General features: G+C 68.1%; 21 protein-coding genes. 11 read left to right on the top strand and 10 right to left on the bottom strand.

From position 1 onward, the window contains the following. The first annotated feature begins 76 nt into the window (after positions 1–76). Both GV027_RS01005 and trpE read left to right on the top strand, forming a co-directional pair. Positions 77–2,020, top strand: coding sequence for a peptidylprolyl isomerase (locus GV027_RS01005; protein ID WP_159510668.1), 1,944 nt, complete (start codon positions 77–79; stop codon positions 2,018–2,020). After that, entirely contained in the window at positions 2,004–3,509 is a 1,506-nt protein-coding gene (gene trpE, locus GV027_RS01000; RefSeq protein ID WP_236558987.1) for an anthranilate synthase component I, read from the top strand. Before GV027_RS01005 ends, trpE begins: the two co-directional genes overlap by 17 nt. 88 nt (positions 3,510–3,597) lie before the next feature. Here the strand turns inward: trpE and GV027_RS00995 are convergent, their stop codons facing one another. Next, positions 3,598–4,008 carry a hypothetical protein gene (locus GV027_RS00995; RefSeq protein ID WP_031440380.1) on the bottom strand — a complete coding sequence of 137 codons (411 nt, stop codon included), beginning with the start codon at positions 4,006–4,008 and terminating at the stop codon, positions 3,598–3,600. A 167-nt stretch (positions 4,009–4,175) separates the two neighbouring features. On the opposite strand from GV027_RS00995, the gene GV027_RS00990 reads away from it, so the two are divergent. From GV027_RS00990 to moaC, 4 genes are read left to right on the top strand one after another with little or no spacing between them, the layout of a single operon-like run. Then, positions 4,176–4,784 carry an anthranilate synthase component II gene (locus GV027_RS00990; protein WP_159510667.1) on the top strand — a complete coding sequence of 203 codons (609 nt, stop codon included), beginning with the start codon at positions 4,176–4,178 and terminating at the stop codon, positions 4,782–4,784. Further along, positions 4,781–5,773, top strand: coding sequence for an anthranilate phosphoribosyltransferase (gene trpD / locus GV027_RS00985; RefSeq protein ID WP_159510666.1), 993 nt, complete (start codon positions 4,781–4,783; stop codon positions 5,771–5,773). Before GV027_RS00990 ends, trpD begins: the two co-directional genes overlap by 4 nt. Before the next feature lies 1 nt (position 5,774). Next, positions 5,775–6,551: an indole-3-glycerol phosphate synthase TrpC gene (gene trpC / locus GV027_RS00980; RefSeq protein WP_159510665.1), complete on the top strand. Its 777-nt coding sequence runs from the start codon at positions 5,775–5,777 to the stop codon at positions 6,549–6,551. Beyond that, a complete protein-coding gene (gene moaC, locus GV027_RS00975) occupies positions 6,548–7,021 on the top strand; it encodes a cyclic pyranopterin monophosphate synthase MoaC (RefSeq protein ID WP_159510664.1) in 474 nt (157 codons plus the stop codon). Before trpC ends, moaC begins: the two co-directional genes overlap by 4 nt. 24 nt (positions 7,022–7,045) lie before the next feature. Here moaC and GV027_RS00970 read toward each other — a convergent pair whose 3' ends face one another. From GV027_RS00970 to GV027_RS00945, 6 genes are all read right to left on the bottom strand, one after another. Next, complete coding sequence (locus GV027_RS00970; protein ID WP_159510663.1) at positions 7,046–10,243, bottom strand: autotransporter outer membrane beta-barrel domain-containing protein; 3,198 nt, start codon at positions 10,241–10,243, stop codon at positions 7,046–7,048. A gap of 79 nt (positions 10,244–10,322) precedes the next feature. After that, entirely contained in the window at positions 10,323–12,704 is a 2,382-nt protein-coding gene (locus GV027_RS00965; protein ID WP_236558986.1) for a TonB-dependent receptor domain-containing protein, read from the bottom strand. Continuing rightward, entirely contained in the window at positions 12,701–13,636 is a 936-nt protein-coding gene (locus GV027_RS00960) for a FecR family protein (protein WP_159510662.1), read from the bottom strand. The genes GV027_RS00965 and GV027_RS00960 overlap by 4 nt, the downstream gene beginning before the upstream one ends. A gap of 36 nt (positions 13,637–13,672) precedes the next feature. After that, positions 13,673–14,188, bottom strand: a complete 516-nt coding sequence (locus tag GV027_RS00955) for an RNA polymerase sigma factor (protein ID WP_159510661.1) — start codon at positions 14,186–14,188, stop codon at positions 13,673–13,675. 108 nt (positions 14,189–14,296) lie between these two features. Next, positions 14,297–14,596: a putative quinol monooxygenase gene (locus GV027_RS00950; protein ID WP_159510660.1), complete on the bottom strand. Its 300-nt coding sequence runs from the start codon at positions 14,594–14,596 to the stop codon at positions 14,297–14,299. 72 nt (positions 14,597–14,668) lie between these two features. Beyond that, positions 14,669–15,745, bottom strand: coding sequence for a Gfo/Idh/MocA family protein (locus GV027_RS00945; protein WP_159512663.1), 1,077 nt, complete (start codon positions 15,743–15,745; stop codon positions 14,669–14,671). Between the two features lie 43 nt (positions 15,746–15,788). Between GV027_RS00945 and GV027_RS00940 the strand changes: the two genes are divergently transcribed. The 4 genes from GV027_RS00940 (at position 15,789) to GV027_RS00925 (ending at position 21,524) form a co-directional block, all read left to right on the top strand. Further along, positions 15,789–16,682, top strand: a complete 894-nt coding sequence (locus GV027_RS00940; protein ID WP_159510659.1) for an aldo/keto reductase — start codon at positions 15,789–15,791, stop codon at positions 16,680–16,682. Further along, entirely contained in the window at positions 16,679–17,758 is a 1,080-nt protein-coding gene (locus GV027_RS00935; protein WP_159510658.1) for an LLM class flavin-dependent oxidoreductase, read from the top strand. Before GV027_RS00940 ends, GV027_RS00935 begins: the two co-directional genes overlap by 4 nt. Positions 17,759–17,858: 100 nt before the next feature. After that, entirely contained in the window at positions 17,859–19,109 is a 1,251-nt protein-coding gene (locus GV027_RS00930) for an MFS transporter (protein WP_107932992.1), read from the top strand. Between the two features lie 87 nt (positions 19,110–19,196). Then, positions 19,197–21,524 (top strand): TonB-dependent receptor, encoded by a 2,328-nt coding sequence (locus tag GV027_RS00925; protein WP_159510657.1) that lies wholly within the window; start codon positions 19,197–19,199, stop codon positions 21,522–21,524. Between the two features lie 37 nt (positions 21,525–21,561). Here the strand turns inward: GV027_RS00925 and GV027_RS00920 are convergent, their stop codons facing one another. Next, a complete protein-coding gene (locus GV027_RS00920; protein ID WP_443029547.1) occupies positions 21,562–22,968 on the bottom strand; it encodes a coniferyl aldehyde dehydrogenase in 1,407 nt (468 codons plus the stop codon). Positions 22,969–23,129: 161 nt separating this feature from the next. On the opposite strand from GV027_RS00920, the gene GV027_RS00915 reads away from it, so the two are divergent. After that, positions 23,130–24,107 (top strand): alpha/beta fold hydrolase, encoded by a 978-nt coding sequence (locus GV027_RS00915; protein WP_159512662.1) that lies wholly within the window; start codon positions 23,130–23,132, stop codon positions 24,105–24,107. Between the two features lie 15 nt (positions 24,108–24,122). Here the strand turns inward: GV027_RS00915 and GV027_RS00910 are convergent, their stop codons facing one another. Both GV027_RS00910 and GV027_RS00905 read right to left on the bottom strand, forming a co-directional pair. Further along, positions 24,123–25,763, bottom strand: a complete 1,641-nt coding sequence (locus GV027_RS00910; RefSeq protein ID WP_031394396.1) for a Na+/H+ antiporter — start codon at positions 25,761–25,763, stop codon at positions 24,123–24,125. A 77-nt stretch (positions 25,764–25,840) separates the two neighbouring features. After that, positions 25,841–26,455, bottom strand: a complete 615-nt coding sequence (locus tag GV027_RS00905; RefSeq protein ID WP_031394397.1) for a response regulator transcription factor — start codon at positions 26,453–26,455, stop codon at positions 25,841–25,843. Positions 26,456–26,459: the final 4 nt, after the last annotated feature.

The following is a 26,459-nucleotide window of genomic DNA, read 5'->3' as shown; positions in this document are numbered from 1 at the left end:
CGAACGGCACAAGCTTGAAGCGCGCCGATGCGCACCGTAAAGCGGAAGGAACTCAGTCCCTGTCGATCGGCCATCCATGCTCAGTTTCTTCCGCCGCCTCACCCAGTCGAGGTTCGGCGTGATCATCACCTTCGGCCTCCTCGGCGTCATCGCGCTCGCCTTCGCGGCGGGTGACATGACCGGGTTGGGCGGCGGAACAAGCGGCATCGCCGCCGACGACGTCGCCACGGTCGGCAAGGCGGACGTGACGGCGAACGAGCTTCGCACGCGCGTCCAGACCGAGATGGAAGGGTTCCGCCAGCAGCAGCCGACGCTCGACATGGCGAGCTATGTCCAGCAGGGCGGCTTCGACGGCACGCTGGACCGCATCACGGCGAGCCTCGCGCTCGAGCAGTTCGGCCGGCAGCAGGGCATGGTCGTCAGCAAGCGCGCGGTCGACGGGCAGATTGCCAGCATCCCCGCACTGCAGGGCCCGACCGGCAAGTTTGATCCGTCCCTCTATCAGCGCGTGCTGGTCGAACGGAAGCTGACCGACGCGCAGATCCGCGCTGACATCGTCCGCGACACCTATGCGCAGCAGCTGATCCTGCCGACGCGCGGCGCGTCGCAGGTCCCGAGCCAGCTCGCCCTCCCCTTCGCCTCGTTGCTGCTCGAGAAGCGCAGCGGTCTGGTGGGCTTCATCCCGACCGCCGCGGTGCCCGCCGGCCCTGCGCCGACCGACGCCGAATTGAACGCCTTCTATCGTCGCAACGTCGCGCGCTACACGATCCCCGAACGCCGCGTCATCCGCTACGCCGTCGTCGACGCGGCACAGGTCAAGGCGCAGGCCGTTCCGACCGACGCCGAAATTGCTGCCCAGTATCAGCAGGATCGGGCACGCTACGCCCCGACGGAAAAGCGCACGATCACGCAGGTCGTCGTCGCCGATCAGGCGGGCGCCGCTGCGATTGCTGCCAAGGTGAAGGCCGGAACCGCGATCGCCGATGCCGCCCGCGCCGCCGGGCTCGAGGCATCGACCCAGACGGGTGTGGATAAGGCTGTCTACGCCGGCACGACCAGCCCGCAGGTCGCGGATGCCGTGTTCGCGGCAGCGAATGCCGCGGTCGTCGGCCCCGTCCGTACGCCGCTCGGCTGGACGATCGCTCGCATCGATTCGATCCAGAACGTCCCCGCCAAGACCCTCGACCAGGCACGGGGCGAGATCGCCACAGCACTCAGCGCGCAAAAGGCGCAAGCAGCGCTCGGCAAGATCCATGATGCGATCGATGATGGTCTGTCAGACAATGCGACGTTCGACGAGATCATCGCGGACCGAAAGCTGACCGCGATCACCACGCCCGGCCTCGTCGCCAACGGCACCAACCCCGACACGCCCGGCACCCAGCCCGACGCCGCGCTCGCGCCGATCGTCAGCGCCGCGTTCCAGGCCGCGGAAGGCGATGCGCCGCAGATGGTCCAGACCGGGTCGGACGGCAGCTTCGCGGTCGTCGCGCTCGGCCGTGTCGTTCGCGCCGCACCCCGTCCGCTCGCACAGGTCCGTCCTGCCGTGATGCGTGACCTGATGGCTGACCGCGCCAGCCAGGCCGCCCGCAAATATGCCAATGCCGCGCTGGCCCGGATCAACAAGGGTATGCCGCTGCAGCAGGCGCTGGGGCAGTCGGGCTTCCCGGTCCCGCCCGCGCGCCCCGTCACGGCGTCGCGCGCGCAGATCATGCAGAACCCCGAAAACACCCCGCCCGTGCTGCGCCTGATGTTCAGCATGGCGCAGGGTACCGCCAAGACGATCGCCGGCCCCGATGGCTGGTTCGTGGTCAAACTCGACAAGATCGATCGGGGCAATGCGACCGGCAACCAGGCGGCGATCCAGGCCGCTCGCGGTTCGATCGCGCGCAGTGTCGGCCGCGAATATGTCGACCAGTTCGTCAAGGCCGTCCGCGCGCAGGTCGGCGTGAAGACCGATCCGAAGGCGGTTGCCCGCGTCCGGGCCGAACTGCTGGCACAGGGTGGTTCCAATAACTGAGCTCGCATGCGCGGCGCTTGCCGCCGGACGCCCCGCCCTCGTCTGGCGGCGGCAGGTCGCCGACACGGAGACGCCGGTCGCCGCCGCCCTCAAGCTCATCGAGCCGGGGCGTGGAGACTTCCTGCTCGAATCGGTCGAAGGCGGCGCAACACGCGGACGGCACAGCCTGATAGGCCTCGCGCCCGACCTGCTGTTCCGTGCCGCGGGTCATCGGGCCGAGATCAACCGTCACTGGTCGACCGATCGCGAGGCGTTCGAGCCCTGTGCGCTGCCCACACTCGATGCCCTGCGCACTCTGGTCGCCGAATGCCGCAGCGACGTCCCGGAAGAGCTGCCGCGCGCGCTCGCCAGTCTGGTCGGCTATTTCGGCTATGAGACGGTCGGGCTGGTCGAGACCCTGCCGCAGCCCGACAGCGACCCGCTCGGTCTGCCCGACATGATCTTCGTGCGTCCCTCGGTGGTTCTCGTCTTCGACCGGCTCGCCGACGCGCTGTTTCTCGTCGCCCCCGCCTGGCCGGATCCGGCCATGGATCCCGACACGATCGTCGCGCGTGCCGAGGAGCGGCTCGACGCCGTCGCCGCGAAGCTTACGACCACGCCGGTGCCGGCGCCGGTCCGGGCGGTCTCACCAGAGCCGTCCTACACGCCGGCGCTGTCGCCGGATCGCTACGGCGCGATGGTCGCGCGCGCGAAGGACTATATCGTGGCCGGGGACATCTTCCAGGTCGTCCTTGCCCAGCGCTTCAGCACGCCGTTCACGCTCCCGCCGTTCGAGCTCTATCGCTCGCTCCGGCGGATCAATCCGTCGCCTTTCCTCTATCATCTCGATCTTCCCGGCTTCGCGCTGATCGGATCCTCACCCGAGATCCTCGTCCGCGTGCGCGACGACGAGGTGACGATCCGCCCGATCGCCGGGACCCGCCCGCGGGGCCGCAGTGCTGCGGAGGACGAGGCGAACCGGACCAGCCTGCTCGCCGATCCGAAGGAACGCGCAGAACATCTGATGCTGCTCGACCTCGGCCGCAACGATGTCGGACGGGCATCGGCGCCGGGTTCGGTCCGCGTCACGGCGAGCTACGGCGTCGAATTCTACAGTCACGTCATGCACATCGTCTCGAACGTCGTCGGGTCGCTCGCGCCCGGCAGCGACGCGCTCGATGCGCTGTTCGCGGGGTTCCCGGCTGGCACGGTCAGCGGCGCCCCCAAGGTCCGGGCGTGCCAGATCATCGCCGAACTCGAACCCGAACGGCGGGGCGCCTATGCCGGCGGCGTCGGCTATTTCTCCCCCGACGGATCGATGGACTCGTGCATCGTGTTGCGGACCGCCGTCGTGAAGGACGGGATGATCCATGCACAGGCCGGGGCGGGAATCGTCGCCGACAGCGATCCCGTGTCCGAACAGCGCGAATGCGAGGCCAAGGCCGGGGCGATCCTCGCCGCCGCCCGCGAAGCGGTCGCGCGCGCCGGCGGGACGTCCTACGGGCAGTAATCCCGCCATCGTTCGACAAACACAATAAAAGGCCGCGGGCGTCAGGTGCCGACCGCGGCCTAGGATCCCGATGGTGCTCGCTGTGGCGTCAGGGATCGATCGCCTGCCCCGCAGCCTGCGCACGACGCTCGGCCGAATAGGCGCGGGCCCGTGCGAGCGCGCATCCCGACTGTCCACCCGTACCGACCGGCGAACAGGTGTCCGGCAGCCCGCCCGCGACGCGGCCGACCTGGTCGACCGTCGCAGCCCGGTTGACCCAGCTCTGGTTCTGCGCGGCGATCGGTGCGGTATCGCGCAGTTCCTTGGGGATACGATAGGGTTGGTCGAGTGTCGAGCAAACGACGATCTCGCCATTGGTCGATGTCGGGCACTTCTGCCCAGCCCCCAGCGTAACGCTGCGGATGCGCTGCGGGGGCTGGCCTTGTTCGGCCGTCTGCTCCTGCGCCGAAGCGAGGGCGGGAAGCGCGATCAGCGCGGCGAGGACGGTGAGACGGAACATTGGTGGGAAACTCCTTGCATACGCACAACGTCTGCCGCCGCAGGTTGCTCCGTGCTGAATAGCATGCCCCGCGCGTTGCCCGTCAGCGAATATGGCGGGCATGGTGTGCAACGGCCGTCGATGCGCATCCCCGTTGCACCGGCTTAGACTTCGTCTATGGCGAACGCATGATCCTGGTCGTCGACAATTACGACAGCTTCACCTGGAACCTCGTCCATTATCTGATGGAACTGGGTGTCGAGGTGGAGGTCGTCCGCAACGATGCGATCTCCGCTGGACAGGCCCTGTCGTCCGGCGCGGAGGCGTTTCTCATTTCCCCCGGCCCCTGCACGCCGACCGAAGCGGGCGTCAGCCTCGACCTCGTCGCCGCCTGCGCCGACGCCGGCAAACCGCTGCTCGGCGTCTGCCTCGGCCATCAGGCGATCGGGCAGCATTTCGGCGGCAAGGTCGAACGTGGCGGGCTGATGCACGGCAAGACGTCGCCGGTCGTCCATGACGACACCGGCCTCTACGCCGGCCTCCCTTCGCCGTTTCTCGCGACGCGCTATCATTCGCTGATCGTCAACGCGGTCCCCGACACGCTCGTCGTCAACGCGACCGCGCAGGATGGCAGCGTGATGGGGTTCCGCCACGCGACGCTGCCGATCCACGGGGTGCAATTCCATCCCGAGAGCATCGCGACCGAACACGGCCACGCGATGCTCGCCAATTTCCTGACGCTGGCGGGGATTTCGCATCAGCTGCCCGACCGCCTGCGCGAGGGGCTCGATCGATGACGACCACGGTGCTCCTGCCCGATCCGACGACGCCGCTGTCGCGCGAGACCGCGCGCGAGGCGTTTGCCGACATCCTCGACGCGCGCGCCAGCGAAGACGCGATCGCCGCATTCCTGATCGCCATGTCCGAGCGTGGCGAGACCAGTATCGAGATCGCCGAGGCCGCGCGTGCGCTGCGTGAGCGGATGATCCCGATCGATGCGCCGCCGGGCGCGATCGACGTCTGCGGCACCGGCGGCGATGGCCACCATACGCTCAACGTCTCGACCGCCGTCGCGCTCGTCGTCGCAGCCTGCGGCGTGCCCGTTGCCAAGCATGGCAACCGTGCCGCCTCGAGCAAGGCCGGCGCCGCCGACACGCTCGAAGTCCTCGGCCTCAACATGGACCGCGCGGGCGCAACCGCCGAGGCCAGCCTGCGCGACATCGGCATCGCCTTCCTGTTCGCCGCCAATCACCATCCGGCGATGAAGCGGATCACCCCGATCCGTCAGCGTATCGCCAGGCGGACGATCTTCAACCTGATGGGGCCACTCGCCAATCCCGCGCGAACGACGCGTCAGCTCATCGGCATCGCGCGGCCCGATTATGTCCCGCTCTACGCCGATGCCCTCGCCCAGCTCGGTACCCAGGCCGCACTCGTCGTCTCCGGCGAGGAAGGGCTCGACGAACTGTCCGGCGCGGGCCCCAGCGTCGTTGCGTCCATCGGCAACGTCGCGCTTCCCGCGCGCGTCACGCCCGACGATGCAGCGTTGCCGCGGCATGCGATCACGGCAATTCGCGGCGGTGATGCCGCCCATAATGCAGAGGCGCTCCGCCGCCTGCTGAAGGGCGAGGCGGGCGCCTACCGCGACGCCGTCCTGCTCAACGCCGCCGCGGCCTTGATGGTCGCCGGGACCGTCCCCACCCTTGTCGCAGGCGCCGCGCTCGCCGCCACCGCCCTCGACACCGGCAGCGCCGACGCGCTGCTCGACCGCTGGATCGCCTACTGACATGACCATGCTCGACCGTATCCTCGAGACCAAGCGCGCCGAAGTCGCCGCGCGCAAGGCCACCACCTCGCTGTCGGACATCGATGCCGGCATCGCCCGCATGTCCGCGCCACGCGGCTTCCGCGCCGCGCTCGATGCGAAGTCGGGCTATGCGCTGGTCGCCGAGGTCAAGAAGGCCAGCCCGTCCAAGGGGCTGATCCGCGCCGATTTCGATCCCCCCGCGCATGCCCGCGCCTATGAGGCCGGCGGTGCCGCGTGCCTCTCGGTGCTGACCGACGAGAAATGGTTCCAGGGCGCGGACGCGTATCTGTCCGCCGCGCGCGATGCCGTGTCGATTCCCGTCCTGCGCAAGGACTTCATGGTCGACCCGTGGCAGGCGACCGAGGCGCGCGCGATCGGCGCCGACGCGATCCTGATCATCGTCGCCGCGCTCGACGATATCCAGATGGCGGAGATCGAGGCCTCGGCGCTCGAATGCGGCATGGACGTTCTCGTCGAGATCCACGACGCGCACGAACTCGATCGCGCCCTCAAGCTCAAGTCGCGGCTGATCGGGGTCAACAACCGCGACCTGCGCGACTTCACCGTCGACTTCCAACGGACCTACGACCTGGTCGACAAGGCCCCGCGCGACTGTACCTTTGTTGCCGAAAGCGGGCTGACCACGCGCGCCAACCTCGACGCGATGGCCGAACGCGGGATCCGGTGCTTCCTGATCGGGGAAGCGCTGATGCGCCAGGACGATGTCGAGGCCGCGACCCGGGCACTGGTCGGATGAGCCAGCTGACGCATGTCGATGCGGCGGGTGCCGCGCGGATGGTCGATGTCGGCGGCAAGACCCCGACCGCACGCGAGGCGGTCGCGACCGGCCGGATCACCATGTCGGCCGAGGCTGCGCGCGCGATCGCCGAGGGCTCGGCCAAGAAGGGCGACGTCATCGCCGTCGCCCGCGTCGCGGGGATCATGGCCGCCAAGCGGACCAGCCACCTGATCCCTCTGTGCCACCCGCTGCCGCTGACCAAGATCACGCTCGACCTCGACGTCGACGACAGCGGCGTCACCGCGACCGCGACCGTCGCGACCGACGGCAAGACCGGCGTCGAGATGGAAGCGCTCACCGCGGTCGGCGTTGCACTGCTGACGGTCTACGACATGGCCAAGGCGATCGACAAGGCGATGGAGATCGACGGGATCCGCCTGCTCGAAAAGCGCGGCGGAAAGTCCGGGGACTGGTCCGCACCGCGCTGACGCGGGCAGACCAGTCTTCCGTCGTTACAGCCCGATCTGCAGGCTTGCGCGCAGCGACAATGCGGCACGTCCCTGCTGCTCCTCGGCGTTAAATTCGCCGCCGAAGCGGAACGCTGCATTGCCGCCGACCGCGCGCAGCTTGCCGACCCAGCCGCTTGTGCGCTCCTCGGGTGTCAGCGTGAACGCGGTCCCGCCGGCAAAGGCCGCGGTCGTCGCACCCAGCCCCCCGCCAACGAGCTCGCGCCGTCCGCCCTCAAGCTCGAAGCGGAACCAGCCTGCGTCCTGGTTCTGCCCCCCAAGATCGAGACCCAGCGCCGCGCTGCCGGTGACCGCCAGTTCGTCGCTGCTGCGCGACTGGACGACCAGATCAATCGCGGTGCCGCCCCCGGTTTCGCTATAGCCGTCCTCCTTCAGCTTGTAATAATCGACCGCGATGATCGGACGGAACGAGATATTGCCCAGATCGGCGTCATAGGACAGGCCGCCCGACGCCGAGTAGAGCGTGCCGTTCCAGTCCGCGCTCGACACGCGTTGGACCGCCTCGGTCCCCGCGGTGCCGGCAAAGCGCCGCACGCCGTCGAACCCGATCCGCGCACCCGAGGCGCGGGCATTGGCGTTCAGCCCACCCCAGTGCCCACGCCAATAGGCCGCGAGCTCATACTGGTTGGAGCTGACTTCATTGCTGGTCCCCTCATCGGCATCGCGGCCGCTGAGATAGGCGAGAGACGCACCGATATTACCCAGCCCGGTCTTGTATTCGGCCCCGCCCGAGACGCCCCAGCCGGTCACGTCATAGCCGCCGGTATCGCCGATGCTCTTCGACGTGCCCCAGCCGACCTGGCTGACCCAATAGCCCCACTGGCCCTCATCCTTGAACGGGCCGTGCGGGTCGGCGATCACCCGGGCGGTCGCACGCGAGCCCATCGTCACGGTCTCGAACGTCCCGCCGGCATGATCGGGAAGCATCTGGCGCAGCGATCCGCGAAATGCGTCGCCGTCGTTGATGTTCAGGAACGCCTGGCCGACCTTGGCGTCGGTGCCGAGCGCCGCATAGACTGCGTTGTAGGCGGAGGTCTGCGAGCGGTTGAGGCCGAGTTCGACCGTGGTCTTGCGGACGATGTCGATCGCGACGTCGTTGCCCGTGCCCGTCGCGACGTTCCCCTTGTACAGGAACGGCAACAACGTGGTCGAGGCGGTCAGGTTTGCAGCACCGGTCAGGCTCCCCGCACGCAGGACCGTGTACCGCCCTTCCGCACCGGTGATGCTGGCGAGCTTGAGCGCGAGCTTGGTGTCCTTCTCGAACGATGCCACCCCGGCGACGGTGATCGACGTCCCCGTCCCCCCGGTCTTGTCCAGCGTCACCGCCAGCACGCTGCCCGAACCCATCGCCAGCGATGCGATCGTCGCAGCCTTGGTCAGATCGAGCGTACCGCCCGCGACCGTCACCGCCAGCCCGCCGCTGTTGGCGAGCGTGCCCGAAAAGCGCGACGTCCCGCCGATGGTCAGCGTGTCCGCCCCGCCACCGAAATCCGCCGCGCCGCTGAACACCGCGGTACCGGCAAGCGCCATCGCGTCATCGCCGGTGCCGAAGAGCGCCGTTCCCGCATAGGCCGCGTCGCCCGACAGCGCGAGACGGTTCGCGCCGCCGCCGAACCGGGTCGTGCCCGACACGGTGCCATCGGCGATCTCGAACACGTCGTTCCCCGTACCGAAGCGGATGTCGCCGACGATGCTCGGCGCCGTGACGCCCGCCGCGACCGCGGTCTGGCGGACGGTGGCGCCCGCCGTCGCTGCGGACAGGTCGATCGCGACGTTGCGCTCCGACGTCGCGAGTGCACCGCTTGCGGTGATCGCCCCGCTATTCTCCACCAGCGTCACCCGGCCGGACCGGTCGAGGATCGCGGTGGCGCTGCCATCGGCCGCCTGTGCGCTCGCCTTGATCGTCCCGCTGTTGCGGATCGTGCCTACCGTCGCGCCCGCCTCGACGAGGACCGCGCTCGACAGCGATGCGGTCGTGCCGCCGCCCGCCGCCGCGATCGTCCCGGCATTGCGCAGTTCGGGCGTCGTCGTGCCGCTGCCGATCCGGATCGCGGTCGCACTCGCCCCATTGGCCTGCGCCTGGACCGTGCCGTTGACCGCGATCCCGTTGGCGATCGACACGCTGCCATTAAGCCCGCCGATCGAGAGGCCGGTCGCGGTGATACCCGCATAGACACCGCTGCCACCGATGCCGCCATCGACGATCAGCCCGAAATTCGTGCCGCTGCCCGCGACTGCGCCGATCGCGACCGCATTGGTCGCCGACCCGATCTGGACCGCTGGTGCCGCGCCATAGGCGGTGACCATGGCCGATCCCTCCTTGCTGTCGTCGATCCCGTCCTTGTCCTCGTCATTGTCGGTCGTGCTGGCATCCTTTGGCGGCACTGCGAAGATGATCCCGCCCGACACGTTGCCCGCGACGACCAGCGCCGATCCGCCCTGCAACAGGTCGTCGGCATCGAGCTTCGACGGATCCGCCGGCGCGGTCGTGGTACGGTAGCCGGTCGCGCCGAGCGAACCCTGCACCACCAGCGCACCGGTGATCGCGCCATCGAGCCGCACCGCCACGGCCCCCTGCCCGATCGCCGCGACCGTTCCGGCGAGCCGGACGTTGCCGGTGATGTCGCCCGTCCGCACGCCGACGACGTTCGTCCCCGTCACCGCAATCGTGCCCTCGGTCTTGAACGCGCCGGACAGCGGGCCGCCGAGCCAGATCCCTGCGGACTCGTTCCCCTCGACCGTGATCGCGCCCGTATTGGCGATGGCGCCGCTATAGGCGCCCGCGGTGCGGATGCCGGTCCGCCCGCTGCCCGCCGCGAAGGGGCCGTCGAGATCGCCATCCTTGTCGACATCGGTCGCCTCATAGGTCTCGTCGACAATGATCTTGCCGCTGTTCGTGATGCCGCCGCCGGTCCCCGCTACCGCGAGAATGCCCGTCGCATTGTCCGCATTGGTGATCTGGACGGTGCCTTCGTTGGTGACGGCATGCACGCTGTCGATCGTCACCGCCGTACCGCCGGCAGGGGTCACCGATCCCGCGGCCGTGATCCGGATCGCATCCGGCGCCCCGGCCTTCACGGTCGATGTCCGCACCGCATCGGTGCGCTTGGTCTCGATCGAGGTCTGCGCATGGGCCGGAACGACCGCCATCAGGCAGGTAGAGGCAAGCAGGATACGACGCATGAACCAGGTCCCTTTTCGAATATGTTTCGAACACAGGACGGAACCATTGCCGCGCAGCCTTGCCGGGCTGCGCAGCTTTTCAGAATGCCGCGTCTATCCCGAGGCGCAACGTGCGAGGCCGCAACGGCGTGATCTGGCCGCTGCCGATCTGGAACGGCGTGCCCAGCGCGAAGCGATTGCCGGTGCCATCCGTCAGATTGGTCACGCCGAGCGTGAAGCCGAGTGTCGGCCGGCCGACGCGCATTGTCAGCGCGGTATCGAGATAATCGCCCTGCTCCTCCCCGAGCACCGGGCCGATACCGAGCCGGGAGCGGCCGACATACCGCGCCCAGCCATAGACCCGCAGATCGAGGTCGCCGTGGAGCGGCCGGCTATAGTCGAGCCCCAGCCGCCCTGCGAACCGGGCAATATTGGGAACCTGGCTCATCCGCGCGAACGCCAGTGCATAGGCCTGGCTGGGTTCGGTCACCCGGCTGTCGTTATAGGTCAGCCCGGCGTCGATCGTGAGCCCGGCGACCGGTCGCCAGGCGGCGGCCGCGCTTGCCGACCAGATCCGGCCGTTGCCGATATTGGCGGTGCTCGGCAATCCCGATCCGTCGATGAAGTCCGCCTGGATATCGTCCCACAGCGTATGTGACAGCCCGGCCGACACGGATACCGGATCAATCCCGCTCTGCCCGAACCGTATGCCGCTTTCGATCGTGCGGACCCGGTCGTTGCGGAACCGCCGCACGAAGTCGCTCTCGATCGCCAAGCCGCCGGGCCGGAACCCCTGCTGGTACCGGGCATAAAGCGAGAGCCGCGGCAGCACCGTTGCGATCAGCGATCCGGACGGCAACAGGCTCGTTTCACGACGACTGGCGGTGACCTGCGCCCTTGCCAGCGCGACCGGGGCGAGGGCCTCCGCCAGATCCTGTCCGGTTCCCGACAGCGCGGCCCGCGTCACGCGCGCGCCGCCGGTCGCGATCAATCCGGGGAACAGCGCGACGCTGCCCTCGCCATACAGCGTCGCCTCGTCGATCCGGTTGGTGACGCCCGTCACGGGCACCGGTGCCTCGACTGCGCCGAGTGCCCGCGACAGCCGCGTACGGTTGTGCGTGAAGCTGCCCCCCACCACCCTGCCGAAGCCGGCGCGCATCGGCCGCCACAACCGGGTCTCGTTGGTCACCATCGCGGTCGCGTTGCGTTGCACGAACAGCCGCGGATCGCCGTTCACCATGGTGGCGTCATAGCGTTCCGTCAGCGTCTGACCGACGATCGCCGTCGACGACCGGAGCATCAGGCCGCCAAGCGTGCCCGACACGACCAGATCGCCCATCCGGTAGTCCGCACCGAACCCTTGCACGACGGCACTGTTCCGCGTGCGGGGCGGCGCGTCGCGATCGGTATATTGGCTGTCGTCGCCGCGGGTTCGCTGGTACACGCCGCCCAGATCGAGCGTCCAGTCGCGCCCCAGCTCAACGCGCAGCGTACCCCGCCCGCCGGCGACGCTGGTGCGGTTCACGTCGCTCTGCCCGAGCGTCGGGTTGTCGATATACCCGCCCTCCGTCACCGCATAGCCAACGATGCGCAGCGCCATCCGGCCTTCCATAACCGGCAGGTTGAGCGTCGCGCCGATGTCGCCGCCGGGGTCGCCATGCGTCGTCGCGGACACGCCCGTCGCGATGGCGGCCGTCGTGTCGTCGATCACTGGTGCATTGGGAACGGTGCGGATGATGCCACCGAGCGATCCTGCGCCGTACAGGGTTCCCTGTGGCCCCTCGAGCACCTCGACCGAGGCGATGTCGTAGAGCCGCAGGTCGGGATCGGGCGCGTTGTAGCTGAGCCGGATGTCGCCGAGATACTGGCCGACGGTCGTCTGTGTCGGGCCGGTAAAGCTCGAATCCGCAATGCCGCGAATGAACAGCTTGTTGCGCCCCGCACCCAGATGCGTCGACGATACGCTCGCGAGCCGCGCCAGCACCGCGTCGCTGCCCCCCGCGCCGCCAAGCGCCAGGTCGATTCCATCGAGGTGCGCGACCTGCCCGGCGAAATCGCGCAGCCGGGTGTCCCGCTTGCTCGCGGCGACGATGATATCGGCCCCCGCGATGGTCGGGACTGCCGGCGCGGCATTCGCGGTCGCCCCCGGCAGACGGCGCTGTGCCGCACGTGGCGGCGCTGCACGCGCGACCAGACGCCACCCCCCGGCCCCGGCGGACCGTATCGTCGACCCCGTCGATCGTGCGAGCTTTGCGAGCGCCTGCCGGGCCGTGAAGCGTCCCCGGATCGCGGGGACGGGTCGTGCCCACAGGACCGGGTCGTCGACGGCGATGCTGACCCCGGCCTGCCGCCCCAGTGCCATGACGGAGTCGCCCAGGCGACCCGCGCGCAGGTCGAGCGATACCGGCCCCGCCGCAGCCGACGCACCGGTCAGCCCGGCGATCGCCACCGCAACGACAAAGACCCCGCCCCGCCGGATCACCGGGCCGACATCGTCCAACCCTGGGCGGACCGCCGCATCGTCACGTCGAGCAGTGCGGCGAGCGGCGTGGGGTCACGCGCGAGCCCTGCCGTGGCGATCGTCGCACGGACGCGGCGGTCGGCGATCTCCGGTGCCACCGCGATCGTGATACCCAGCGTTCGCGACAGATCGTCCGCGACTTCGGTCATTGGCGCATTTTCGAACGCCAGCCGCCCCTCGCGCCACGACCCGACCGCCGTGGCATCGACCGTGATCCGCATCACACCGCCGCGCGTGGCCACGACGCCCTGCCCCGCCGTCATCCGGATCGCGTTCGGACCCGGATCATAGTCGACCGCACCTTCGGACACGGCAACGCGCATGCCATCGCTGGTCCGCTTGACGTCGAAGGCCGTGCCGACATCGACCAGGCGCGTCTCGCCGACCCGGACCTCGAACGGATCCGCCGCATCATGCGCGACGACGAACATCGCCTCGCCACGATCAAGCGTCGCGATGCGCGCATCACGTCGATCGATCGTCACGCGCGAACCGCCCGCGAGCATGATCCGGCTTCCCTCAGCGAGGAGGATCGTCCGCGCGGCCCCCGGCGCCGCCTCGACGGCATAGGGTTGGGGGCGGCGCTCATAGACCGAAAGGCCGGCGACGACCGCCAGCGATGCGGCGATCGCCCCGCCGGCCCACCGTCCTATCCGCTGCGGCGCGCGTCGTGCCGGCTTGGCGATCGGCTGCGCCACCGCCCCCGCCTGCGGCGCGCGCAACGATGCGACGCCATCATCGATCGCGGCGCTCAGCGCGTGATAGCGCGTGGCATGCGTCGGGTCCGCCTCCATCCACGCCATGAAGCCGGGCCAGTCGTCGAATGCGGGATCGCCCGTCCGCACGATCCAGTCGAGCGCCTGTGCGTCCAATGCGGTGTCGTCCTGCGCCATCATGGCCTCCTGACTGGCTTGACGGAGACGTTCGCCTCAAACCTCATCGAGCCGCCCTTTCAACGCGATCATCGCACGATAGGCCTGCCGCAGGTCGCTTTCGACGGTGCTGAGGCTCACGCCCATCTCGTCCGCGATCGCACGTTGGGCGACCCCGTCGATCCGGTGGCGGCGAAACACCGCCGCGGCGCGTTCGCCGACCGCCTCCAGCGCGCGCGCTGCCATCCGCGCCTCTTCGCGCGCGATCAGCACGCGCTCACCCGATGGTGCATCGGACTGGCCCGCGACCGTGGCACCGACCGCGTCGCTCCAGTCATGATCGCGTCTGGCGGCCTGCCGGACCGCGCGATGACGGTCGAGCATGAGATTGTGCGCCGCGCGGTACAGATAGGCCAGCGGCGCGGCGATCGGTCCGCCGCGCGGCGTCCGCACACGAATCCAGAGCTCGTGCAAAAGGTCTTCCGCCGCATCCCCCGCGCCATGCGCCGACAGAAAGCGGAGCAGCGTATCGCGGTTGGCGAGGAAGACGGCCTCCAGACCCTGCGTGTCCATCCGTCGCCTATACCGTAAGAGAAAACGTCACGACCATGGCGGATGCTCGGCCGCAGGCGGCGCGCGTCAGCGCCTCACGGATGCGCGCGCCCTTGCCGCAGTCTTGCCTCAGCCTGCAACGTCGACCGGATGCGTCGCGATGATCGTCGGACGCGCGGCGGCGAGATCGCGTGACGCCACGCCAAGCGCCTTGAAATGGTCGGACGCCATGTGCGCCTGAACCGCGGCATCGTCGACATACAGCTCGTTGAACACGAAACGCCGGTCGCCATCGGCCTCGCGCCACAGATCGTAGTGGAGCACCCCCGGTTCATTCCGCGACGCCGCGGCGCAGATGCGGGCGGCTTCGATGAACGCCTCCTCATGGCCGGGCTTGACGGAAACGAACGCAATGACCTTCACGGGCATATCGACCTCCTGGGCGTGATTTCGCCACAGCCTGTGCGCGCCCGGCGGATGGCGCGCAACCCCGCCAAAGGGTCAGACGCCCAGTTCCGCCATCGTCACGACCCGGTGCTCGCGCGCGCTGATCTCCGCCGCGGTACCGATCGCGACCGCGCGCAGGCCGTCTTCCGCGGTGACCTGTACCGGTCCCTCGCCGCGCACGGCGGCGGCAAAAGCGGCGTGCTGATAATAGGTTGCGCCTTCGTGCGAGCCCGCGGCCCGGGCCGCCGGATCGACCGAGACATGACTGCGCTCGACCGCCTTGGGGTTGAGAAATCCGACCCGTGGCGAATAGACGAGTTCGCCTGCAGGAATCAGCACGTCGAGCCGCGCCGCATCGCCCGTCGCCGACATCTCCTCCTGATTCTCTGCCCCATCGGCGAACATGCTGAGATCGAGCATCGCCCGCACGCCGTTCGCGAAATCGACCGTCGTATAGCTGTTGTCGATGATGTCCGGGCGCTCGCCGTCATAGCGTTCGTCGAGATGGTTCACGTCCATCGCGCCCGAGCAATGGACGCGCACCGCTTCCGACCCGACGATCAGCCGCATCAGATCGAAGAAGTGACAGCATTTCTCCACCATCGTCCCGCCGGTGTTCCGGGCAAACCGGTTCCAGTCGCCGACCTTGGGCAGGAAGGGAAAGCGGTGCTCGCGGATCGACAGCATCTGCAACCGGCCGACCCGGCCCGCCTGGACCTGCTCGATAAAGGCGGCTGCGGGCGGCATGAAACGATACTCCATCCCGGTCCAGAACGGCTTGGCGTGTGCGGCGGCACGATCGACGATCCACCGCGCATCGTCGATCGTCGTCGCCAGCGGCTTCTCGCACAGGATCGCGGCGTCCATCGCGAACAGCTGATCGAGCACGTCGCGGTGCGTATTGTTCGGCGACGCGATGACGATCGCGTCGACATCGGCCCGCTTCGCAAACGCCTCGACCGTGTCGAACCGCGCGACGCCATCGGCCCGGTCGCCGAGCGCCTCGGTCGCCCAGTCGATCGAGGTCGCGACCGGATCCGCGATCGCGACGACCTCCGCACCGGGCAGGATCGCCAGGTTGCGGATGTGTTCGACGCCCATCATGCCCGTTCCGACGACACCGTATCTGATCGTGGCTACCAAGCTGTCTATCCCTATGCCATGAGCCGTCGGCATGACGACGATCCGCCTTTCCAACGACCTTCGCCCGCTCGGCAAGAGCGAAATCCTTGTTTCGCCGATAGCCTGGGGCATGTGGCGGCTGGCCGGAGAAACCGCGCCTGTCCGCGCGATGATCGACGCGGCGCTGGGTGCGGGGATCAACTTCTTCGACACCGCCGACATCTATGGCTGCGACGTCCCGGCGGGTTTCGGCTCGGCGGAGGCGCTGTTCGGTCGCGCGCTGGCCGAGGACCGGAGCCTGCGCGCGAAGATGGTGATCGCGACCAAGGCGGGCATCCGTCCCGGCATTCCGTATAATTCCAGTGCAGAGTATCTGGCCGACGCCCTCGATGCGTCGCTGACGCGCATGGCGATCGAGCAGGTCGACCTGTACCAGATCCACCGCCGCGATTTTATGACCCATCCGCAGGAGGTCGCCGCGGCGCTGACGCGCATGATCGACGCGGGCAAGGTGCGCAGCATCGGCGTCTCGAACTACAGCGTCCACGAATTCGCCGCGTTGCAGGCGTTTTTCGGCCTGCCGATCGTCAGCACCCAGCCCGAGTTTTCGCCGATCCAGACCGCGCCCCTGTTCGATGGCACGCTCGATCAGGCGATGGCGCACGACGTCGCGGTGATGGCATGGTCGCCGCTTGGCGGCGGTCGGCTGGCGCAGGGCGATCACCCGGCGGCAACGCTGCTTGCCGAGCATGGCGCGCGCTACGGCGTCGACGCCGCGACCGCGACCCTGGCGTGGATCATGGCACATCCGGCGCGGATCATCCCGATTGTCGGCTCGCAGACCCCCGCGCGGATCGCAGCCTCGGCCGATGCGTACAGGGTCGAATGGACCCGCAGCGAATGGTATGCGGTGCTGCAGGCCGGCATGGGCGTATCGCTGCCATGATCGATCCGTCGGCAAGCCTCCCGCCCTGCGAGATCAGCTGGTTTTCGGCGCTGTGCGACGATGATTACGAGTTTCTCGGCGTCCCCGACCCTGCGCTGAAATCGAGCTGGGAGCATTGTCGCGACATCGTGATGCAGGCCGAGACGGCGGGATACGACAATATCCTGCTGCCCTCGGGTTATACGCTCGGCATCGACACGACCGCGTTCGCCGCGGGCATCGCACCGAGGCTCAGGCGATTGCGACTGCTGATGGCGGTACGGATTGGCGAAAGCTGGCCACCGCAGCTCGCCCGCCAGATCGCGACGATCGACCAGATGCTCGGCGGTCGGCTGGCGATCAACATCATTTCCAGCGACCTGCCCGGCGAAACGCTCGCGAGCGCGCCACGCTACGCCCGCACCGTCGAGGCGATGCACATCCTGCGCACGCTGCTCGACGGCAAGCCGCTCGACCATGACGGCAACTTCTGGAAGCTGAAGCTCGACCCTCCGCGGACCACCACCGTGTCCGGGCGCTGTCCCGCGTTCTATTTCGGTGGCCTGTCCGAGGCCGCGCGGGAGGCCGCGGCGACCAATGCCGACGTCTATCTGATGTGGCCCGACACGATGGACGGCGTCCGTGCGATCATCGCCGACCTGCGCGCCCGCGCCGCACGCCACGGCCGCACGTTGCGCTTCGGCTACCGCGTCCATGTCGTCGTCCGCGAGACCGAGGCGGAAGCCCGCGCCGCGGCCGATCGTCTGCTGTCGAAACTCGACGATGCCGAAGGCCAGGCGATCCGCGCGCGTTCGCTCGATTCGCAGTCCGCCGGCGTCCGTCGCCAGGCCGAACTGCGCGAGGGATCCGACGATGGCTATGCCGAAGCCAATCTGTGGACCGGGATCGGCCGCGCACGGTCGGGATGCGGGGCCGCGATCGTCGGCGATCCGGACCAGGTGCTCGCCAAGCTCAACGCCTACCGGGCCGAAGGAATCGATGCGTTCATCCTGTCGGGCTATCCGCACGCCGCCGAGGCCGACCTGTTCGCACGCCACGTGCTGCCGCGGATCGAGCATGGTCCCTTGGTCGTCTAGGACGCAGGGCCGGCCGCTGAGACCGACTGAAATCAAATAACCGACGCGGACAAGAGAAACTGGCTCGCATCCATCGTGCTCTCGTCCATGCTGGCCCGCTATGACTTTGCCCATCAAGACCGTCGCGCAACTCAGCGCCCGTGGCCGCACATTGCTGTTCGCGCTGGTCGTCACCGCCGGCATCCTCAACCTCGTCGATCGCCAGATCATCGCCGTGCTGAAGCCGACGATCGCCGCCGATCTCGGCTGGAGCGACGATGATTACGGGACGCTCGCCGCCTGGTTCCAGGGCGGCGCGGCGTTCGCGTTCCTGTTCACCGGCTGGATCGTCGACAAGCTCGGGGTGAAATGGGCGAACCCGATCGGTGTCGCGGCGTGGAGCATCGCCGCGATGGCGCATGGCTGGGCGCGATCGATGACCGAGTTCGTGATGATCCGCGTCAGCCTGGGCGCGACCGAGGCGATGGGTACGCCGACCGGGATCAAGACGATCGCGTCGGTGCTGCCCAAGAACTGGCGATCGAGCGGGTTCGGCGCGACCAATGCGGCCAACAGCATCGGTGCGATCCTGGCGCCGCTGGCTATTCCGGGCGTCGCGCTGCTCGTCGGCTGGCGGGGGACGTTCGTCGTCGCAGGCGCGCTCGGGCTCGTCTGGGCAGCGGTCTGGCTGATCGCGACCCGTCGCCTGCGCTTCACCTCGCAGCCCGTGGGCGCCGTAGATGCCGCGGCACCGGTCGGCGACTATGGCCCGATCCTGCGCAATCGCCAGACCTGGGCGATCGCGGTCGCCAAGATCTTGTCCGACGCGACCTGGTGGCTGATGCTCTTCTGGTTGCCCGACTTTTTCCACCGCCAATTTGGGCTGAGCGGAGTCGCGCTCGGCGTGCCGCTGGCCATCGCCTATGGCGGCGCGGCGGTTGGCTCGCTGCTCGGGGGCGGCGTGGCGACCCGGTTGCTGAGCCTCGGCTACAGCGTCAACGCCGTCCGCAAGGGCATATTGCTGGTTGCCGCGCTCTGCGTCCTGCCCGTGCCGCTCGTGCTTTACGTTGGCAGTTATCCCGTCACGATCGCGCTGATGGCGCTGACGCTCGCCGCGCACCAGGCGTTCTCGACCAACCTGTTCGCGCTGATCGCCGACGTCGTCCCGCAGGACAAGCTTGGCCGGGTCACCGCGTTCGGCTCGTTCAGCGGCAATGTCGGTGGTATGGTGATCGCCAAGGTCGCCGGCCTCGTACTGACCGCCGGGCTCGGCTACCTGCCGCTGTTTCTGTTCGCCAGCGTCTCCTATCTGCTCGCGGTCGGCTGGATCCAGCTGCTGCTGCCGCGGTTGCGCCCGGTCGAGGGGCACTAAAGCTGATACGATGCGGCTGCATCCAGATCTATATACCCATCGGCTGAATGGGATTTAAAAGACGACATCATCTTCGGGAGGGATATCATGATCGATCCACGCCATGTGGCGCTGCTGGCCGGCACCGCGCTTGCGACCCTGGCCGCGCCGGCATTCGCTCAGGACACGGCCGCGGCGCCGGCAGTCGCGCCGCCCAAGGCGGCGACGCCTGCCGCCGACACCGGCGAAGACGTCGTCGTCACCGCGCGCTTTCGCAACGAAAGCCTGCAGTCCGTACCGATTGCGATCACCGCCGTCAGCGGGCAGTCGCTCGCCGAACGCCAGTTGAACACCGTCGAGAACATCGCCGCGACGATCCCCGCGGTCGGCTTTCGCAGCGGTGCGTCGAACAAGGACCGAACGATCTTCATTCGCGGCGTCGGCACGATCACCACTTCGCCGGGCGTCGAGCCGTCGGTGTCGACCGTGCTCGACGGCGTTGTCCTCACCCGCCCCGGCCAGTCGACGCTCGACCTGGGCGAGGTCGAGCGGATCGAGGTGCTGCGTGGTCCACAGGGCACGTTGTTCGGCAAGAACGCGTCGGCGGGCGTCGTCAACATCGTCACGCGCAATCCGACCGACGAGTTCCGGATGTTCGGCGAAGCGGGCGTCACGTCGGACGAGGAATACCGGATCAAGGCCGGCATCTCGGGCGCGATCGTGCCCGGCAAGGTCCAGGCGCTGATCGGCGGCCTTTACGACGACTTCAAGGGCAATGTCCGCAACGTCACGCGCAACGACGACGTCAACGGCTATCGACGCTACGGTGCGCGCGGCAAGCTGGTGATCACGCCGTCGGACGCGCTCAAGTTCACGATTATCGGCGACTATCTCAATTCGCGCGATACCACCCCGACCAGCGTCTATGCCAGCACCAGCCGGACCGCCTACCCCACCGGCACCGTCACCAATTCGCCCGACCTGGCTGCCGCGCTTACGGCAAGTGGCATCGGTGCGAACGCCAGTAACCGCCGCACGAACAACGATACGATCACCGACGTGCGCGACGAAAATTACGGCGGCTCGTTCACGGGTGACCTGACGCTCGGCGACTATCACCTCACCTCGATCACCGGCTGGCGGCAGTGGTTGAACACGCAGCGTCAGGATTATGACAGCGTCGCCGCGCTATCGACCGCCTTCCCGTCCGGCCAGGACACGGGGCGGGTGAACACCAAGCAGTTCTCGGAGGAGCTGCGGCTCACATCGCCCAAGGGCGGGCTGATCGATTACGTGCTCGGCGCCTATTATCTCCACGCCACCACCGACGAGACCTATCAGCGGACGCTGACGTCGCTCGCCGCTGGTGGTGCACGCAGCACGACGACGGGCGTCGCGAACTACGGCATCACCAACGACAATTTCGCGCTATTCGGCGAGGCCAACGTCAATTTCACCCCGCGCTTCCGCGGTATTGCGGGCTATCGTTCGACCTGGGACAGCCTGGACTTCTATCATGTCCGCACGTCGAGCGCGGATCCGCTCAATACCGGGGCAGCGGCGCTCGATCGCCCCGGCGTGCGCGCCTATCACAATGCCAGCGACGGGCTCGATCGGCGTGGCGACAGCTACCGGCTGGGTCTCCAATATGACATCGGCGATCATGCGCAGACCTATTTCACCTATTCGCGCGGCTATAAGGGGCCGGCGTATAACGTGTATTTCAACATGCGGTCGCTCAACGCCACGACGCCGCTCGACGAAGTCCCGCTGAGCCCGGAGACGTCGAACTCCTACGAATTCGGGTTGAAGGGCAGCACCGCAAACCGTGCACTGAGCTACAGCCTGGCCGCGTTCACGACGAACTTCGACGGGTATCAGGCAAGCTTCAACGACGTCGTCGCCGGCGCGCAGGTCAGCCGCCTGATCAACGCGGGCTCGGTGCGCTCGCGCGGCGCGGAGGTGGACGTGACGCTGCGCCCAACCAAGGGCCTGACGCTCGACATCTCGGCCGCCTATACCGACGCCACGGTGCGCAATTTCCTCTGCCCGCCCGGCGCGCCGACGAGCTGCAACATCGACGGCCAGCCGCTTCCCTATGCACCCAAGATCAAGCTCTATGAGAATGCGGCGTACCGCTTCGGGCTCAGCGACAGCCTAGCACTCGAACTGCAGAGCGACGTGACGTTCAGCAGCAAGGTGCAATATGCGCTGGCGCAGACGCCGAGCACCGTGCAGCCCGCCTATGCGATCTGGAATGCGAGCGTCGCCCTGCTCAGCGACCAGTCGGGCTGGCAGTTGCGCGCCTATGTGAAGAACCTGACGAACACCTCCTATTCGTCGTTCCTCACCGCAGGGACGTTCGCAGGGACGGTCCGGTTCGTCCCGCGTGACGACCAGCGCTACGCCGGGCTGCTGCTGCGCAAGGACTTCTGACCGCCGCTGGCCGCGGCGGACCGGTTGGACGCGCGGTTCATCCGATCAGCCGCGCGGCGGCCTTGCGCGCGGTTGCACCATAGGGGGGCTTCAGGCCAGCCAGTTTGGCGACGTCGAACCGCGCCTGCCGGAAGACCGCGCGGGCATGGCTGAACGTACGGAACCCGTCTGCGCCGTGATAGGCGCCCATGCCCGACGGGCCGATGCCGCCGAACGGCAGATCCTCCATCGAGACATGGAGGATCACGTCGTCGAGGCTGACGCCGCCCGACACGGTTCGATCGAGCAACCGGCGACGCTCGCCCGCATCGCTGCCGAAGTGATAAAGGGCAAGCGGCCGGTCGCGCCGGTTGATCTGGCCGATCGCGTCGTCGATATCGTCATAACGACGGATCGGCAGGACCGGGCCGAAGATCTCCTCCTGCATCACGATCATGTCATCGGTCGCGTCGCGGACGATGTGGAGCGGCATCTTGCGCGTGTTCGCACCGCTGAGGTCCTCGCCCGCCGGATTGACGATCTCGACCCGCGCGCCCTTGGTTCGGGCATCGTCGAGCCAGTCGTTCAACCGCGCCATGTGACGGTCGCTGACCAGCGACGTATAGTCCGGGTTGTCGAGCAATGTCGGATACATCGCGCTCGCCGCCGCGGTCAGTCCGGCCACTACGGCAGGCTCGTCGGCGTCGCGGACCAGCATGTAATCGGGCGCAAGACAGATCTGGCCGGCATTCAGCATCTTGCCGAGCGCCACCCGCTCGGTCGCGCGCGCGATATCCGTCCCCGCACCGATCACCACCGGCGACTTGCCCCCCAGCTCCAGCGTCACGGGGACAAGATTGTCGGCGGCCGCGTGGAGGATATGGCGCCCGATCCCTGTCGCGCCGGTGAAGAGCAGATGGTCGAAAGGCAGGCTGGCAAACGCCTTGCCGACCTCCGGCCCGCCCCCGACAAAGGCGAGCTCGTCCGCCGCGAAATACCGCCCGACGAGCTCCTCGAACAGCGCACCCGTGACCGGGGTATATTCGCTGGTCTTGACGATCGCCCGGTTGCCGGCCGCGAAGATGCCGGCAAGCGGCGCCATGACGAGGTTGACCGGGAAGTTCCACGGCGCGATCACCCCGACCACGCCCTTGGGCTGATATTCGACCCAGGCCTTCGCGCCGAGCAGCCCGAGCGGGAACTGCACCGCACGCCGCTCCGGCTTGGCCCAACGGTCGAGATGCTTGATCGCATGCGTGATCGGCGCGATCGATCCGGCGATGTCGGTGATCATCGATTGCTCGCGGCTCCGGTGCCCGAAATCCTCCGACAGCGCGTCGCAGAACCGCGTGGCGGACTCGCGGATCATCGCCGCAGCCCTTTTCAGCCGGTCCTTGCGGACCGACAGCAGCTCGGGCATCGCCGCCATCGATGCCGCGCGCTGCGCCGCCAGGATCGCCATCATGTCGGTCATCACCATCTCCCATCCGGCGTACCCGCCCGGCCCGGTTACAATACCCGTGTCATGCCGTCTGCGCCTGCCGCTTCGCAAGCGGGTTGCATACCGGCCTCGCGGAGGCTTGGCGTGACATGTCGGCGCAATCTATGTGTCGGCGGATGACGCATATGAATGAGAGCGACCATGCGGCCCCCACGCCGCTTCGCCATCCGGCCGCGCGTGCAGCCGGTCTCGCGCTCAGTGTGGTGGCCGGTCTTGCGCTGTTCGCCAGGCTCGCGGCGAACCGCGTGGAACGCCGGGTACCGGCCGACGGCAGGTTCATCGATATCGACGGGCGACGCGTGCATTATCTCGAACGCGGTACGGGCCCGGCGATCGTGATGATTCACGGGCTTGGCGGGCAGATACGCAACTTCGGCTATGCGTTGCTCGACCGACTGAGTGCGGATCACCGGGTGATCCTGATCGACCACCCCGGCTCGGGCTATTCGGCGCCAATCGCGCAGGCCAATATCCGTGCACAAGCCGTGCACATCGCGGCGTTCATCACCGCGATGGGGCTCGACCGACCGCTCGTCGTCGGCCACTCGCTGGGCGGCGCGATCGCGCTTGCGCTCGCGCTCGATTATCCGCAGCAGGTCGGCGGGCTCGCGCTGATCGCACCCCTGACCCAGCCACTCGCCACCGTGCCGCAGGTCTTCGTGGCAAGTGCCATCGCTACGCGCGCGATGCGCAGCGCGCTGGCATGGACGGTCGCCACGCCCGCTGCCTTGCTCGCGCGGCCCAGCGGCGCTCGAATGGTCTTCGCACCCGATCCGGTACCCGACGATTTCGCCACGCGCGGCGGCGGCGCGCTGATCGGTCGCCCATCGGCCTTTGCAGGAGCAGCGGCAGATCTCGCCGCGGCAAATGCCGATCTGCCGGCCATGGTCGCGCGCTATCCCTCACTGTCCGTTCCGACCGCGATCCTGTTCGGACGCGACGACGCGGTGCTCGATCCGTTGGCGCACGGCCAGGGTCTCGCCGACGCCTATCCCGGCGCAGCGCTCACGCTGGTCGCGGGCGGCCACATGATCCCCGTGACACGACCCGATGACGTGGTCGCATGGCTTTCCACGCTGACCAAGCCGGGAGCCCCCGTCTGAGGCGCTCGCAAACCGTCAGCTGCGATACCGGGCTTCGACAAGATCAAGTTCACGGACCAGCTTGCGGATCGTCGCACTGCCGATCCGGCGATCGCGCGCGAGATCGACGATCGTGCTGCGTTCCGCCTGGAGCGCGACGAGCTTGAAGTCCCGCTCGATCCGGTCCTGCACCCGCGCGGCCGCGGACGCCTTGGCGGAACCGCTGCGGCTGTCGATCCGGTCGCGATAGATGTCCATCACCCGGCCGCCCGCCGCCGCATAGAAATCGCCGTCGCCCATCCGTTCGGCCAGCTCATGCTGCGACCGCTCGACCGCGCGGATCGCCGCTTCCGCCGCCGCGACCCGCGCCGCGTCCTCTTCCGCGAGCAGCGACGGCTCGGGCGGCATCGTCAGGCCGTTGAGGAGGATCGGCAAGCCGACGCTCGCCAGCACCAGCGACACGATGATCACTCCTGCGGCGAGGAATATGGCGAGGTCGCGCGCCGGAAACGCGGTGCCGTCATCGAGCACGAGCGGGATCGTCAGGACGCCTGCAAGGGTGATCGCCCCGCGGACCCCCGCCAGCGACATCGCCGCGACCAGCCGCCAGTCCGGGCTGTGGACCGTCACCCCGTCACGATAGCGTCGGCGCAGCAGCGTCAGCCGCAACGACACCCAGACCCAGACGAACCGCAGGGCGGCGAGTCCGGCGACGATCGCGAGGACATAAGCGGCAAGCCAGCCGGTGCTGTCATGCCCCGTCATCTTGACCGTCGTCCTGGCACCCGCAAGGATCGCCGGCAGCTGTTCGCCGAGCAGCACGAAGATGATGCCGTTGAGCGCGAACTGGATCGTGTCCCACACCGAGTTGCGCCGCATCCGCGTATTGGGCAGCGCCTGACGCGATATCTCGGCATAGGTCATCGTCACGCCCGCCGCGACGGCCGCGAGGATCCCCGACGCGTGAAGATGTTCGGCGAGCAGATAGGAACCGAACGGAATCAGCAGACTGACGAGGATCTGCGAACCCGATTCCTCGCCGAACCGCCGCGATACCCATGCTTTGGCGCGCGTGACCGCGAGCGTCAGGCCGACGCCCACCACGATGCCTGCGCCGGCAACCCAGACGAAGTTGAAGGCGGCGGAGGACGGCGAGAAGGATCCGGTCAGCGCCGCGGCGATCGCGAAGCGCAGGCAGACGAGGCCCGACGCATCGTTCAGCAGCGATTCCCCTTCAAGGATGTGCATCATCCGCTTCGGGATCGGCACGCGTGCGGCGATCGCCGAGACCGCGATCGGGTCGGTTGGCGAGACGACTGCGGCCAGCGCGAACGCGACGGCAAGCGGCATCGCCGGGATCATCCAGTGGATGAACAGCCCCATGCCGATCACCGTGATCAGCACCAGCCCCAGCGCCAGTTCGACCACGGTCGAAATGTCCTTGAGCAGCTCGTCTTTGGGGATCCGCCAGCCATCGAGGAACAACAACGGTGGCAGGAACAGCAGCAGGAAGAGTTCGGGATCGAGCGCGACCCGGTACGACGTCGACAAACCGATGACCGCACCGAGCATGATCTGCACCAGAGGCGTCGGCACCGGCACGGGGAGCATTCGCGAAATGGACCCGCTCAGGACGACCGCGAGCAGGAGGAACAGAACGATCGATACAGCTTCCAAAAGATACTCCCGCTTGGCGTCGGGTCCTTCCTAACCGGCACACGCCACAAACGACACCCCCTTGGACCGAACGATCGTCAGTCGACCGTCACGAGGCCGGCGGCAAAGGCAATCCGAAGCGCCTCGGACAGGCTCCGCACGCCGAGCTTGTCCATCAGATTGGCGCGGTAAATCTCGACGGTCCGCGGGCTCAGGCTCAGCGCATGCGCGATCACCTTGTTCGGCTGGCCGTCGATCAGTCCCATCAGTACGTCGGTCTCGCGCATCGAGAGCCGCGCGATCCGCTGACGCGCCGCCTGGGTCCGGTCCGCGGCCGCGGTTTCAGTTTCGAGCCGCGCAAAACCTTCGTCGACCGTGCGCAGCAGGATGTGCGGATCGCACGGCTTCTCCAGAAACTCGAGCGCGCCCGCCTTCATCGCCTCGACGGCGAGCTGCACGTCGCCCTGCCCGGTCAGGATGATCGGCGCGAAATGCGGTGCGAACGGCACAAGCTTTCGCAACACCTCGAGCCCGGTGGTTCCGGGCATGTGATGGTCGAGCAGCACGATACCCGGGTCGAGGCTGCTGAGCTCGTCCAGAAACGCATCCCCGGAGCGAAAGCCGCGGATCAGCAGGTTCGGACGGGTCGACAGCAGCCCCTGCACCGATGCACGGACGGCGTCGTCATCGTCGACGACATAGACGGTACGCATCCAG

The sequence above is a fragment of the Sphingomonas sp. T1 genome (genome assembly GCF_902506585.1).
Lineage (GTDB): Bacteria > Pseudomonadota > Alphaproteobacteria > Sphingomonadales > Sphingomonadaceae > Sphingomonas > Sphingomonas aerolata.
The sequence above is the reverse complement of the archived record's forward strand: the minus strand, read 5'-3'. Positions and strand labels throughout refer to the sequence as shown.